This window comes from Acetatifactor aquisgranensis (assembly GCF_943193215.1).
GTDB lineage: Bacteria > Bacillota > Clostridia > Lachnospirales > Lachnospiraceae > Acetatifactor > Acetatifactor aquisgranensis.
Genome location: NZ_CALPDH010000021.1, coordinates 41,614 through 55,660, shown reverse-complemented (window position 1 = coordinate 55,660; position 14,047 = coordinate 41,614). Strand labels below are relative to the sequence as shown.

General features: G+C 50.1%; 10 protein-coding genes. 2 read left to right on the top strand and 8 right to left on the bottom strand.

Going from position 1 to position 14,047, the window contains the following annotated elements:
• Nucleotides 1-11: 11 nt before the first annotated feature.
• From NFS35_RS17880 to NFS35_RS17855, 7 genes are all read right to left on the bottom strand, one after another.
• A complete protein-coding gene (locus NFS35_RS17880; RefSeq protein ID WP_251208474.1) occupies nucleotides 12-311 on the bottom strand; it encodes a DNA-3-methyladenine glycosylase I in 300 nt (99 codons plus the stop codon).
• Between the two features lie 41 nt (nucleotides 312-352).
• Complete coding sequence (locus tag NFS35_RS17875; protein ID WP_251208473.1) at nucleotides 353-1,588, bottom strand: glycosyltransferase family protein; 1,236 nt, start codon at nucleotides 1,586-1,588, stop codon at nucleotides 353-355.
• A complete protein-coding gene (locus NFS35_RS17870) occupies nucleotides 1,569-3,797 on the bottom strand; it encodes a hypothetical protein (RefSeq protein ID WP_251208472.1) in 2,229 nt (742 codons plus the stop codon). Before NFS35_RS17870 ends, NFS35_RS17875 begins: the two co-directional genes overlap by 20 nt.
• The gene (locus NFS35_RS17865) at nucleotides 3,784-5,550 is read right to left on the bottom strand and encodes a hypothetical protein (RefSeq protein WP_251208471.1); all 1,767 of its coding nucleotides are present in this window, start codon (nucleotides 5,548-5,550) and stop codon (nucleotides 3,784-3,786) included. The genes NFS35_RS17870 and NFS35_RS17865 overlap by 14 nt, the downstream gene beginning before the upstream one ends.
• 518 nt (nucleotides 5,551-6,068) lie before the next feature.
• Complete coding sequence (locus NFS35_RS17860) at nucleotides 6,069-7,271, bottom strand: VWA containing CoxE family protein (RefSeq protein WP_251208470.1); 1,203 nt, start codon at nucleotides 7,269-7,271, stop codon at nucleotides 6,069-6,071.
• A 57-nt stretch (nucleotides 7,272-7,328) separates the two neighbouring features.
• Complete coding sequence (locus NFS35_RS29060; protein ID WP_275564704.1) at nucleotides 7,329-7,460, bottom strand: hypothetical protein; 132 nt, start codon at nucleotides 7,458-7,460, stop codon at nucleotides 7,329-7,331.
• Between the two features lie 150 nt (nucleotides 7,461-7,610).
• Nucleotides 7,611-8,429 (bottom strand): AAA family ATPase, encoded by an 819-nt coding sequence (locus tag NFS35_RS17855; protein WP_251208469.1) that lies wholly within the window; start codon nucleotides 8,427-8,429, stop codon nucleotides 7,611-7,613.
• A 101-nt stretch (nucleotides 8,430-8,530) separates the two neighbouring features.
• Here NFS35_RS17855 and metF point away from each other — a divergent pair, with 101 nt between their 5' ends.
• Both metF and NFS35_RS17845 read left to right on the top strand, forming a co-directional pair.
• Nucleotides 8,531-9,388 (top strand): methylenetetrahydrofolate reductase [NAD(P)H], encoded by an 858-nt coding sequence (gene metF, locus NFS35_RS17850; RefSeq protein ID WP_251208468.1) that lies wholly within the window; start codon nucleotides 8,531-8,533, stop codon nucleotides 9,386-9,388.
• Nucleotides 9,389-9,426: 38 nt separating this feature from the next.
• Complete coding sequence (locus NFS35_RS17845) at nucleotides 9,427-12,597, top strand: hybrid sensor histidine kinase/response regulator (protein ID WP_251208467.1); 3,171 nt, start codon at nucleotides 9,427-9,429, stop codon at nucleotides 12,595-12,597.
• On the opposite strand, the gene NFS35_RS17840 is transcribed toward NFS35_RS17845, so the two are convergent.
• Entirely contained in the window at nucleotides 12,594-13,982 is a 1,389-nt protein-coding gene (locus NFS35_RS17840; protein WP_251208466.1) for an MATE family efflux transporter, read from the bottom strand. The two genes, NFS35_RS17845 and NFS35_RS17840, sit on opposite strands and share 4 nt — an antisense overlap.
• Nucleotides 13,983-14,047: the final 65 nt, after the last annotated feature.

The window sequence follows — 14,047 nt, the reverse complement described above, 5'->3', positions numbered from 1 at the left end:
TCCGTTCCCGGCTATGACTCACTATCCCGCCTTTTGCGCACTGTCTCCGCCCCGTCCGTCACCTGCCGGTACCGGAAACAGGTCTCCGCATGGTCGTTCACCATCCCGCAGGCCTGCAGATGCGCATACACCGTCACAGACCCCAGATATTTGAGGCCCCTCTTCTTCAAATCCTTTGCTATCAAATCCGACAGCCCGTTCCTGGCCGGAATTACGCCTGCCCTCTGCCCGCGGTAAATACCCTTTTCCGCAGACCCGGATTTTTCTCCGCCCCCGCCCTCCCGATTCCATTGTGCTAAATGTCTCCCCATATTTTCGGAAAAAACGCCCATGGCATCCTTTTTTCAGCGCCTTAAAAGCCTATGTTCATCGGCAGCCTGCTGTATGTCAGCATATTACAATGATATACACAGATTCCCACACAGAAAAGGATAACCGCTGCAGGAATCAGACTGGCTGCCAGCTTATTTTCGCATCGCGAAACCCTCTCCATACTGTCCGCCGCCGGTATGCAGAATACTGCTGTCGCCATTCCCCAGAATACCGCTGGTGTCTCTATCAGGGAAATCAGTTTAACCGACCAGTCTCCCAGTCTCTGCAGGATATCCCATGGAAAACAGAAAAGGGACAGCACCGCCAGAAAAAGTGCAATATATATAAAGCTTCTTCTTTTCTTATCCGCCTGTTTTTCCCCGTTTACAAACCTCAGCCACAGTACAGCCAACAGGCAAATCATCATACCCAGTCCCATCCCGGGCTTCCCATCCCGAAACGCATAGCTGCTAAAAAACTGTCCCACATGGTATCCTTTCTGCATAATCATTTGCAGCGGTATCTCCCACTGGGCAAATTCATCTGTGAAGAGATAACTTTCCAGCCGAAGCATCCCCGGAAAGGCCAGTAGACAGCCTGTTGCCGCTGCCATACATGGAAAGGGCTTGCGCGCCGCAATCCCTGCTAATAGCGTGATGCCTGTTGCTGTCAACAATATGATGATATCCGCATACCCTATTCCGGCCAGCGCCAATGCAGCTATTGCGAACTCCCAAAGCCTTCCCCTGGATGCAAACAGCCCATAAATCGCCCATATATATAAAGGAATGAGCATCCACGCTGTTGCCTGAGAAAGATTGGCTATATCATAACAGACATAAATTCTGTAAGGGTTCGTCATATAGAGCACAATCCCAATACAGGCAGACATCCCCATTCTCTCCATAAATATGCGTTTGAAGCAGAGAAAAGCCGCTAAAAATGTGCCAATCTGTACCAGCAGCATATAAACTCTATATGCAAGTACCATTTTTCCTGTCAGAAAATATAGAAATCCTGGAAAAATGAACCATAGATTTGAATTCATCACATTCTCTGTCAGCCCTGATGCCATCCGTGTCTCCAGGCTTGGAAACAGATAGAATTCTCCACTTCGAAATCCCTCTGCCACTTCGGCAACTCTGGCAAGCCATTCTGTCACAATTCCCCCATCCATGACATAATCACAACCCAGGGGAAAAAGCGCTACTGCACTGGCCAATACACATAGAATGCAATATGTAGACTGTCTGTCGTCATGCTTCTCTATTTTCATTCTGCACCTTCCTCTTTTGCATCACTTTATTTCCCAAAACTGCCAGTATGCTTATAAGTGATGCCGCTTCCGCGATACAAAACAGAGGGAACCCCTTATAGGACACATGTATTCTGCCCTGATATCCTCCGGGTACTTCTATCCGCAAATCACCGTGGGCACCTCTCTCTTGCGCAATCACCAAAGAACCGCCCCCGCTCATATCTTCCGCCTTGTACCCCTTATACCCCACAAGAGGAAGTTCCAGATAACGAGTCTGCGATGATTTATTTTCCAAAAAAATGTCAACAGTAGTGCCTTTTTTCTCATAATCTTTCCACAATAAATCAGCCTCAGCCACTGGTTCACGAAACTTTAGTTCTGCCCTATCCTCACCCTCCAACAGCCTTTCTCCGTTCACGATTCCGGTAGTGCCCATATTTTCTGCATTGTACAGAAAAATGGGAGAGGCCTGAAAGGCACAGTCATTGACATGGTATACCGCACTGAAAAATACCACCAATGCGGCAATCCCTATCAGCATTTTTGAGTATGGCCCCTCTTCTTCCCGCAGTTCAAACAGGAAAAATGCTGAAAATGCTGCCGCGAAGAATGATGCCGGAGCCATCCACCGGAACGGAAACTGCAAAGCCCCCACAAAGAAACCAATTACCGGAAGCTTCATAATCATATTCCACGGAATATATTCTGTACTCAAAACCAGTGTCAGTACTGTCAGGATGGCAAAACTCCTGCAAGCTTTTCCTACTTCTCTTCTTTTGATCCTCCACAGCAGATATGCAAGCAGCATTAACAGTGCAGCGGCTCCAAGCTGGATAGGTTCACAGTTCCACATACCAGTCTGCGCGCCCCCTTTGTTGGGCAATAACTGAAGCGCACCGGCCAATACAGTGCCATTTATCATTTCGTTCTGAATCCACGTTTGAAATTGATATCTGTCAGCCTGCATCATATATACAAGCGGAAGCCAGAAAAACATATTAAGCAGCAGCACAATACCAACCGTTTCCAGCAATTGTATAAATGTCTTCCTGCGAAATGTTTTTCTCCAGAGCGCCACGCATATCAGCGCCATCAGCATTGTAACCATTTCTGTTGTAATGATGTGACTTTGCAGCAGAGCCGACATCCCCCAGATAAGATACCATTTATATTTTCCATAATCCCGGGATGTAGGTTCTTTCGAGTATAGGAGATACATCCCACAGCATATCAGCGGCAGAAATGTCATTGCCAGGTATTCCCCCACAGCCCCCCTGTTATAAATATTGAAAATGCGGTACGGTGCAAGCAGATACATCATACTGCCAAATAAAGCAGCATATGTATCCTTTAAACATTGATACAGACAATGGTATCCAATCCATGCGCCAGCCGCCAGCACTATAAAAACAAATATTTTGTAGGCTGTCATGACGGAAAAACCCAGCCACATCAGACAGGCGGGAAAATACAGGAATAGATCCCCGCAAAAAACTGAGGCTGCATAACCATGTCCATCCAGCCATGTTCCCTGCACTCTTATGGGAAAAGCTGCCCCCTGCTGCAGAGCATCCTTCAAAAAGGCAATACGACTCAGATGATAACCAATATCCCCCGTAATGCTTATATAATCCGTCAGATATGGGAAAAAGGCAAGCAAAGTGCCAATTGTCAACGTCCAGAAAACCGTCTGTTGCTTTGCCGTAATGCTCCCTGCCAGAATACGCCTTCGGAACCAGAGGAAAAAGTCCAGCGCCGCATAAAAACACAATACTATAAAAAAAAGCAGTCTGTTTCCGATGCCTGTCCTGTATACTTCCAGAGAAAACTGTGCATTCGCGTCGATGCCTGAAAATCCACAGTATATATAAGCCGTGTTGACTTTATCCAGTACATACACATAAAACTGCTTTTCTGTTTCTGAGGGCATGAGCGCCGCTCCGTTATTGCGCAGCGCCTTAAAATACGCTCCGTTATGTCTGACTTCTGCAAAAAAGGACTGCCCTTCTTCCAGATGCGCTTTCAGCCTTATCCGATATACCCCGGGAGTCAGCTCCATTTCTTCCCCGATGTATTCTGTATATCCCTCTGTCTCAATGAGCTGGTTCTGTATATTTTCACCTAAAACCGTACAAATTCGCTTTTCCTGCTGAAAACATGTCAGCAGCAGAATACAGGCCGACATAACTTCAATCATCAGCAACAGCCTGAATTTATGCCTTAACATACTTTCTCCTCCTGTTTCTGTACCACAATACCATTAATCCAATACATGACACTCCGCTGACCAGCTCGCTGATACGCCAATAAACAGGAGGAACAAACCTGATTTTCAAATGGCCATTAAAGCCTGGCGGAATCATCACCCGAACAACATTATTTTTTCCGGCGCATACCCCCAGCCTGTTTCCGCTGTCCGTATCCACTGCCTCATAGCCTTTGTAATACAAAATCGGGGTGTCTATAAAGCCGACATCTGTACCGTTATTGAAGCACTGAAGATCAATGCTAAGATATTCCTTATCATATGTCTCTATCTCTACGCCCTCTCCTGCCTCCGGCCCGCTGAAGGCAATATCTGCCTGCTCCGTTCCCTCTAATATGTATTCCGCCCCTGAGATATAGCTGACTCCCATGCCATCCTCGTTATATAACGTAACACTGCTCTGCTCTGCATTCGTATAATCTAAAAGATACATATCCGATGTCGTTATGCCAATGAACGCAAGTACCAGCAGGAACAGATACCCCTTTTCATGCCTCCCTTTCAGATAATCCAGGCAATAGCCGAACAGAAATACCAGACACCCTGTTCCCCATCCCAGAAAACGGTTTGGGAACTGCAGACTGCTTACCAATGCGGCAAAAACGGAATTCATGCTTTGAATCCTGTCCCACGGAAATATCTTCAGGCTCATTAACAATAACAACATGGCAATCAGAGCTGTCTTTTTCGCAAAAGATGTCTCTTCTTTTTTACCAGGTAATTTCCCGGAAAACCATAATATCAGAAATAAGACCAGTCCCGCTATCAACATCATTCCTATTCCCACTGGATACGAATGCCACATACCATTGTCTGCTAAGGGTGTAGTCTCTCCTCCGCCTCCCCAGAAATGGAATGCCAGTTGCGCCAAATAAAGTCCTCTGTCCTGAATTGTTCTGGCAGACACATATTTTATATGCACAGGCTGTGTCATATAATAGTCCAGAAAAGGTACAAGAAACCAGAGGCTCACAGCCAGCGCAGCAATTCCTCCTTTCAGCAGCTCCAGCAGAGTGTTCCTGCGCAACAGCTTCCGAAAGTTTATGATGCAGAACAAAAGCATTACAAACGCCGTTATCTCACAGGTCAGCACATGTGTCTGCAGCAGTCCTGAAAAGCCCAGCATAACAAAGACCCACGATGTCTTATATCCCGGTTTATCCGGATTCTCTGTAAAGATTCTGTACAGCCCATATATAACCAGCGGGATAAATGTAAACGCGCTGGCTTCACCTACCGCACTGGTAATCACAAGCTTGTAAATTCGGAAAATCGACAGGGTATAAAGAGCACTGCAGATTATTCCATGCCGGCGATTCCTGAAAATATGATAAAAACAGAAATAAGAAATCCACGCTGTCGCCAAATTAAGCGCAACGCAGAATATATTGTAGCTTGTTGTAACCGGAAACCCCAACAGACGCAGCAAAGCCGGAAAATACAGCAGTGTACCGCAATAGAAAATCGCATCCGCATATCCATGCCCGCACAGCCATTCCGGTTCCAGCCTTACAGGAAACTGTCCGCTTAGCAGTCCATCCTTCAAGCCTTCTATACGCTGCAAATGATAGCCTAAATCCGCTCCCCAGATATTATATCCGCACAGATAAGGAACAGAAGCAATCAGCCCAATCAGCATAACAAGAAAAAAACTCTGCTTCTTTTCAATCGAAATCGGAAAGACACGATTATATTCACAAATATAATGTGCCATAAGCAGAATCACTCCAACAAACACAAGCAGTGTCAATATTATCGTCCACAACAGGTTTGTCTCAACAATTTCCAATTCCCCTGTTGTCAGATTGCTGTCGCCACTACACGAAACTTGTACCTGCAGCCCATCCGTTTTTTCCAGAAGCCAGATATGATAACCTGTTTTTGAAAGTCCTCTGTACAAGGGTTCTCCATTCGACAGTACGCCCCCTGAAGAAATCGTACCGTCAACTACATTACATATCCCTTGTAGATTCGCATCAATCTTATACGCTAATTCAATTCGATATACCCCCGGCGACAGGGAAATATCCTCATAGATTGTTTTCTCTTCGTAACTGGTTCCGCTGAACGTTTCGTTTCCGTCATAGTGATATATCTTACACGGCTTTACAATCTGAATCATACAAAAAAGGAAAAGCACAGACCAAAAAAGAAAAAGCAAACACAAAGATTTCTTTTTCCATAAACCCGGCACTTTCAATTTTTTGAAAATATTTTCCATTCTTCTGTCCCCTATTTATTCGCCATCAATTTCACCATAGCCTGGTTCAACCCATCCACAGTAAGCTTATACATAGGGAAAATCTCCTTCACCGCCGTCTCCGCCTCACGCCACGGGGCACGACCGGGAGCCATCTTGGGGTTCAGCCATACCACTTTTTTGTATTTCTTCTTCAGCAGCTGCAGCCACTCGTAGCCGGACAGGCCGCCGTTGGGGCCTCTGTAATTGCCCGTATCCGAATACAGCTCCTCCGGCGCCATGGCGGCATCCCCGACAATTATCACCTTGTAGTCGCTGTCCACGTTGCGGAACATCCACTCTGTGTCCACCCAGTCGCCGTTCTCGCACTCCGGGGTCTTGTATACCTTGCTGTAGATACAGTTGTGGAAATAATAAGTCTTCACATCTTTATAATGATTGGACTTATGCACCGCCTGGAACAAATCGTTGAGCAGACTGCTGAATGGAATCATGGTGCCGCCGGAATCCATCAGCAGCAACAGTTTCACCGCGTTCTTCCTGGGCTTCTGCATGACAATCTGCAGGCAGCCGCCGTTGTTGCAGGTCTTGTCCACCGTACCGTTTATGTCCAGCTCCGTCTCCGGGATGTCCAGCCTGCTGGAGAACTGCCGGAGCTTCCGGAACGCCATCTGGAACTGCCTGTTGTCCAGGACACGGTCATCCCTGAAATCCCGGTACTTCCTTGCCCCCACCACCGCAAAGGCGGACTGGTAGCCGGTCTTGCCGCCCACCCGGACGCCGCCCACGTTGCCGCCGGTATTGCCGAAGGAGGTCTTGCCCATGGTGCCGATCCAAAAGCTCCCGCCATTGTGCTCGCTGTCCTGATCCTTCAGGCGCTGGCGGAACTTCTCCTCCACGTCCTCCTTGTCGATCTGGAGATCCTCCATCTTGTTCATATGGTCTCTGGCCTCCTCATGGGCCAGCTCCATCATGTCGGACTTGTCCAGCCAGCGGAGCATCTCCTTGCCCACCTCAGTCTCCCTCTGGGCAGCCTTGAAGCACTCCTCGAAGGCCATGTCGAACTTGTCGAAATCCGTCTCGCTCTTCACCAGAATCATCCGGGCCGTATAATAGAACTGGGTCAGGGAGCTGCCGCAGAGCCCCTTGTCCAGCGCCTCCTGGAAGGTCAGCCACTCCCCCAGGGTCACCCGCAGCCCTTTCTCCCTCAGTGTCTCAAAAAATTTTATGAACATATTCCATCCTCTTCCAGACTCTCCGGAGTCACTTCACCTGAATCCGCCGGAGCTGTGCTATCGGCGCTCCTTTTTCCCGGCTTCTTCCGGCCTTTGCTTCCTGACGTCCCGATTTTTCCGTTTCTCTCCTATCTTCCGCGCCATCTTATGGCACCACTCCAGCAACATCTGATTCGCTATCTGTCCCATCGCCACTTCCTTCCGGCCGTCATCGGCTTTGTTCGAGAATATTTTCCATGTCCCTGTGGCCGGCCTGTCCATTTGAAGGATTTCACATCCCTCAAAAATACGTTCGACGGACGGCCATCACCCACGCCCTTTTGCCGCAAGACAGCCGCCTTACAGATTCGGCTCGCTCCGCACCAGTTGGAGATCTTCGTCCTTCTTCACCACCACCCCCACGAAAGGCAGCGCCTTGCGGATGGTGTCCGCCGGAATCCCCCCGATCTGCAGGGCATTGATCCAGTCAATCAGCTCGGAAGTGCTGGGCTTCTTCCGGATATCCCGGATGGCGCGGATATTGTAGAACACCTCCATGGCATTCTTCAGCAGGTTCTCCTCCACGTCCGGATAATGCACCCGCACGATTTCCTCCATCAGCTCCCTGTCCGGGAAATCGATGTAATGGAAGATGCAGCGGCGCAGGAACGCGTCCGGCAGCTCCTTCTCCGCGTTGGAGGTGATGATCACGATGGGGCGCTGCTTGGCTTTCACTGTCCGCTTGGTCTCATTGATGTAGAACTCCATCTGATCCAGCTCCCACAGCAGATCGTTGGGGAACTCCAGATCCGCCTTGTCGATCTCGTCTATCAGGAGCACCACCTGCTCCTCGCTGTCAAAGGCCTCCCCCAGCTTGCCCAGCTTGATGTAATGGGCGATGTCGTCCACACCCTCCTCGCCGAACTGCCCGTCGTAGAGGCGCTGGATGGTGTCATACACGTACAGCCCCTCCTGGGCCTTGGTGGTGGACTTGATGTTCCAGATGATCAGCCGCTTCCCCAGAGCCTTGGCCACGGCCTCCGCCAGCATGGTCTTGCCTGTGCCCGGCTCCCCCTTGATCAATAGAGGCTTCTTCAATGCAATCGCGATATTCACACTGGCCATGAGCTCCTCACTGGCCACATATTCCCCCGTTCCCTGAAATCCCTGCTGTTCCATATCATTTCACACACCTTTCCCTTGAATTTCATTCTCTTTCATGTTACGATATTATCGATGCAAAATCAAGACTAAACTAAGGAAAATAAGGTGATTTTACAATGTTGCAGAATTTGTTCAACCATAAGCGTTCTCTTTCTTTTGAAGTTTTCCCCCCGAAAAAGGACGGGGATTTTGAATCCGCCTTTCAGGTGATGGACGCGCTGGGCGCCCTGTCCCCGGATTTCATCAGCGTCACTTACGGCGCCGGAGGAAGCCGCGCCGGCAAGACCGTCGAAATCGCATCCTATATCCAGAACACCTTGGGGATAGATGCCATGGCCCACATGACCTGTGTAGGCAGCAGACAGGAAAGCCTGCAGCAGTACGCCGCAGCCCTGAAAGAACACAATATCAGCTATGTCTTGGCCCTGCGCGGCGACCGCCCGAAAGATATGACCGACGAGCAGTTCAATTCCCGGGATTTCGCCCATGCCAGCGACATGATGCGGTTCCTGAAAGAAAATGAAGCTCTTCATATAGCCGGAGCCTGCTATCCGGAAAAGCATTATGAAAGCTTCAGCCTGGAATCCGATTTGAACAACCTGAAAAAGAAGCAGGATGCAGGAGCGGAATTTTTCATCAGCCAGATGTTCTTCGACAACGACTATTACTATTCTTTCCTTGAAAAAGCTGAAAAGAAAGGAATCACTGTCCCAATCTGTGCGGGTATCATGCCTATCACCTCCGCCAGTCAGCTGGGCACCACCGTCACCCTCTCCGGTTCCAGCATCCCCAGGGCGCTGTCCAATCTGATAGCCACCTACGGGGACAATAAAGAGGATATGTGCAAGGCCGGCATCGATTACGCCATCCGGCAGATTCGCGACCTCCAGGAAAATGACGTAAACGACATACATATCTATGCCATGAACAAACCCAAGACGACCCGGGAAATCGTTGAGGCCATTTACAGATAACCACACTATTAAGAAATATATCAAAGGAGACCACGGATATGTACCATTGTCATATTCATTTTTATTTGACAGGCCGACAGCGCAGGTTATTTGACATCATAAAGAGCATGCCGCCCCTTGCGCATTTCTCCCATGAATTCTCAGAAAGCGATGCTCCCGAAGCCGGTCAGCTTGCTCTTGCGGACGTCATTTTCGTGAATCTGCAGGAGATGGATGTCGCTCAGACACTGCCGGCGCTTCTCTCCGGAAAGCGGGAGGCGGCCGCGCTTGTCGTTCTGGCAGAAAAAAGCCAGATTCCCCTTTTGTCAGGCTGGCTGGACCAGATCAGGGATATATGGACCATCCCCATGTCAGAAGAGGAAATCTCATTCCGTTTTCTGAGATGGCAGCAGACCTGCAAGACAGACAAGGATTTCTGGGAGACCAGCCAATTTCTGGAGGCTACCATCAACCATGTCCCCAACCTTATCTGGTACAAAAGCAGGGAAGGGCTCCATATAAAGGTAAACGACAGCTTCTGCAAGACCGTGGGCAAGACGAAGCAGCAGGTTGAAGGACGAGATCATTTCTACATCTGGGATGTGGATCCCAACGATCCTGCCAACAATGCCGGCGACTGCATGGAATCCGATTTTGAGGTCATGGACAAGCAAATTACTTCTGTGTCTGAGGAAGTGGTGAGCACCGGGGGTGGAACGAAGCTGCTCACTACTTATAAATCCCCCCTGTATGACCTGGACGGCAGCGTCATGGGCACGGTGGGAGTAGCCATCGATGTGACGCAGGAACGGGAATATGAACGGGAAATCCTCCAAAAGAACCAGACTCTCGAAACCATCTTCACTACCCTGGAATGCGGGGTCATGTGCCATACACTGGACGGTTCCAGGATTATCAGCATCAATAAGTCCGCTCTGGATATCCTGGGCTATGAATCCCAGGAGGAACTAATGGCTAATGGTTTCAATATGGTGGCATCTTCTGTATTACCTGAAGACCAGGAAAGTCTCCGCCAATCTATCCTGTCCCTGACAAAAGAAGGGGACAGTGTCGGCGTGGAATACCGCATCCGGCATAAAGACGGCAATATCCTGTATATCATGGGCAATATCAAGCTCATAAGAGAACACGGCAATCTGGCCTATCAGCGTTTCCTGCTGGATTTCACTGACCAAAAGCAGCGCGAGGACAAAGAACGGCTGAAAGCCGAACGGCATCAGGTGGAACTGGTTCAGGCCCTGACAGTTGACTACAATCTCGTCTGCTCCTTTGACCTCGATACAGAGGAGGGGCGGCTGCTCCAGATCAGGGACAGCGATGGCTCTCTGTTCGGCACTATCTTCGCCGGGAAATTGTCGTTTTCCAAAACGATGAGGCTCTATATCCAAAGCTGTGTCCATGAAGAGGATCGGGATATGCTGCACGAATTCCTCACCCTTGAAAAAATAAGGGAGGGGCTGACGCAGAAACTGCTGTTTTACACCAATTATCGCGCCATTCAAAACGGTGAAGTGAAATATTATCAGCTGAAAGTCGTGCGCGCGGGCGAGTGGAATGAAAGCCACAGCATGGTCCTGGGACTGCGCAGCGTGGATGAAGAGACCCGCAGGGAGATGGAGCAAAAGGGGCTGCTGGAGGATGCGCTTCTTCAGGCGAACCGGGCCAGCAAGGCCAAGAGCACATTCCTGTCCAATATGTCCCACGATATCCGCACGCCCATGAATGCTATCGTCGGCTTTACCGCTTTAGCCATAACGCATATCAAACATAAAGAGCAGGTGGCCGAATACCTGAAGAAAATCATGACTTCCAGCAATCATCTGCTGAGCCTGATCAATGATGTCCTGGATATGAGCCGCATTGAAAGCGGCAAGATGCATCTGGAGGAGCAGGAATGCAGTCTGCCCGACATTCTGCACGGGCTCCGCAATATCGTGCAGGCGGATATCCGGGCTAAGCAGCTGGAATTCTATATCGATGCCGTGGATGTGCGCCACGAGGGAATCTATTGTGACCGGCTTCGCCTGAATCAGCTTCTGCTGAACCTGTTAAGCAATTCTATCAAATATACAGGTGCGGGAGGAATTGTCAGCATGCGGATCAAAGAAAAGCCCGGCGCTGCGGCTGGTTACGCAAATTACGAATTCACGATCAAAGATACCGGCATCGGCATGAGCGAAGAATTTGTAATGCGTATCTTCGAGCCTTTTGAACGGGAACGCAGCTCCACCATCAGCAAGATTCAGGGAACAGGTCTGGGGATGGCCATCACCAAGAACATTGTGGACATGATGAACGGCTCCATCACAGTAAAAAGCGAACAGAATGTGGGCACTGAGTTCACCGTATCCCTCACTTTCCGCCTGCTTTCATCCCAGAAAGAGCTGCCGTCCATCCCTGAACTGGCAAACTGCAGGGCATTGGTGGTAGATGACGACTTCAACACCTGCGACAGCGTATCTCTCATGCTCCAGCAGATTGGCATGCGCGCCGAGTGGACCATGTCAGGAAGAGAAGCCATACTGCGCACCCATCAGGCCGTGACCCGGGGCGATTGCTACATTGTCTACATTATCGACTGGCTGCTGCCGGACTTAAACGGTATAGAGATTGCCCGGCGGATCAGAAAGGAAATGGGGGAGGATGTCCCCATCATCGTTCTGACCGCATACGACTGGTCAGATATCGAGGACGAGGCCAGAGAAGCAGGCGTCACAGCTTTCTGCAGCAAACCGCTGTTCATGTCCGAACTGCGCAGCTGCCTTTATTCCGTTTTCCATGCCGAGGCAGAACAAGAGAAAGAGGAAGACAGAAAGAATCTCCCGCGCCATACAGGACGCATCCTGTTAGCCGAAGACAATGAGCTGAATCAGGAAATCGCGAATGCTATCCTGAGCGAAGCCGGATTCACTGTGGAGATTGCCGACAACGGCAAGGTCGCCGTGGATATGCTGCTGAAATCCGCCCCTGGCTATTACCAGCTGATATTGATGGATGTGCAGATGCCGGTGATGAGCGGATACGAAGCGGCCACTGTAATCCGTCAGCTGGAGGATTCGGAGCTTTCCAATATCCCCATCCTGGCAATGACCGCCAACGCCTTTGAGGAAGATAAAAAAGAGGCCCTGAAATGCGGCATGAACGGCCACATTGCAAAGCCCATTGATGTAGACGCCCTGTTCGAGACTCTGAATCAGATACTGGCTTAAGTTTCCCCGGAAATCTCCCTCTCGGCCGGAAGCCTGTGCACCATATAGAAGTAGCTCGGAATCAGAATCACATCCGCGCCAATCCAGGCGAGGATTTCCGCAAACAGAATACCATTTTCTCCGAACATCAGGGGCAGCAGCAATGCTGCTCCTGTTCTCATGACGAATTCCGCCACGCCGGAGACCATGGGCAGCATGGTATTCCCCAATCCCTGAATGCAGCTCCTGGCCACATGCAGGATATACAGTACCGGCAGGAATACCGCCATGATAGCCAGATAACGGTAAGCTATATCCAGCGCCTCTATGCTCTGCTGCGCGTCGGCCGGCAGGAACCAGGCCAGAATCCATCTTCCAAAGCCCAGCATGGCGGCCATGATGAGTATGGATGTGATTATGGCGATTCCGATTCCTACACGCATCCCCTCTGAAATCCTGCGGATTTTTCCTGCTCCCAGGTTCTGGCCGGAATAAGTGGTCATTGCATAGCCGTAGGATGTGGCGGCAACCTCCAGGATTCCGTACAGCTTATTGGTGGCCGTGACTCCCGCGATGAATACGACTCCGAAACCGTTGACGATGGTCTGGACAATCATTCCTCCCACTGAAATGACGGTATTCTGGAAAGCCATGGGCAGTCCGAACATCATCAGCCTGCCGCAGAGAGTCCCCTCCAGCTTCCAGTCCTCTTTCTTTATCTGGAGCACCTCAATACGGCGGATATGCCAGATACAGTACGCCGCCGACAGGCACTGGGCAATCAGCGTGGCGATGGCCGCGCCCTGTACGCCCCAGTGCAGGACCATGACGAACACTAAATCCAGCACAATATTGGTCAGGGAGGCGATTACCATGGCAATCAGAGGTTTCCTGCCGTTGCCCAAGGCCCGCAGGATTGCCGCCGCCAGATTGTACACCATCACAATAGGCAGGCCGGCAAACAGAATCCTCAGATATGCCATGGAAATCGGACGGATTTCTTCCGGTGTGCGGAGCAGCGATACCACTGCTCCCGCGATTCCCTCGCTGACAAAAGTCAGGGAAACGGCACATACCGCTGCCAGCACGATAGAATTGGTGATGACCTGGCGCAGCCTTCCATACTCGCCGGCACCGAACTTCTGTGCCATCAGGATAGAGAATCCCTGTGCGAACCCCTGGATGATTCCCAGCGTCAGCCAATTCAGCCAGTCCACCGACCCCAGCGCGGCCAGCGCCTCCACCCCCAGAACCTTGCCCACCACAGCAGTATCCACCATGGTATACATCTGCTGGAAGATATTTCCTGCCATCAAGGGAAAGGAAAACAGAAGCAGAAGCTTCCAGGGGCGTCCCTCTGTCAGCGTATTAGCGTCTGTCTTTTTCTGAAATCCCGTCTGTTCCATAACTCAGCAAAGCTCCTCTCTTCTGTCGTATCTTTGATCCTTTTCGTTTCCGCACATGCTTCGAG

What these genes read in the sequence shown, in the direction of transcription:
- NFS35_RS17880 (WP_251208474.1), bottom strand. Translation starts at nt 311, where the DNA reads ATGGGGAGACATTTAGCACAATGGAATCGGGAGGGCGGGGGCGGAGAA.
- NFS35_RS17875 (WP_251208473.1), bottom strand. Translation starts at nt 1,588, where the DNA reads ATGAAAATAGAGAAGCATGACGACAGACAGTCTACATATTGCATTCTA.
- NFS35_RS17870 (WP_251208472.1), bottom strand. Translation starts at nt 3,797, where the DNA reads ATGTTAAGGCATAAATTCAGGCTGTTGCTGATGATTGAAGTTATGTCG.
- NFS35_RS17865 (WP_251208471.1), bottom strand. Translation starts at nt 5,550, where the DNA reads ATGGCACATTATATTTGTGAATATAATCGTGTCTTTCCGATTTCGATT.
- NFS35_RS17860 (WP_251208470.1), bottom strand. Translation starts at nt 7,271, where the DNA reads ATGTTCATAAAATTTTTTGAGACACTGAGGGAGAAAGGGCTGCGGGTG.
- NFS35_RS29060 (WP_275564704.1), bottom strand. Translation starts at nt 7,460, where the DNA reads ATGGGACAGATAGCGAATCAGATGTTGCTGGAGTGGTGCCATAAGATG.
- NFS35_RS17855 (WP_251208469.1), bottom strand. Translation starts at nt 8,429, where the DNA reads ATGGAACAGCAGGGATTTCAGGGAACGGGGGAATATGTGGCCAGTGAG.
- metF (WP_251208468.1), top strand. Translation starts at nt 8,531, where the DNA reads ATGTTGCAGAATTTGTTCAACCATAAGCGTTCTCTTTCTTTTGAAGTT.
- NFS35_RS17845 (WP_251208467.1), top strand. Translation starts at nt 9,427, where the DNA reads ATGTACCATTGTCATATTCATTTTTATTTGACAGGCCGACAGCGCAGG.
- NFS35_RS17840 (WP_251208466.1), bottom strand. Translation starts at nt 13,982, where the DNA reads ATGGAACAGACGGGATTTCAGAAAAAGACAGACGCTAATACGCTGACA.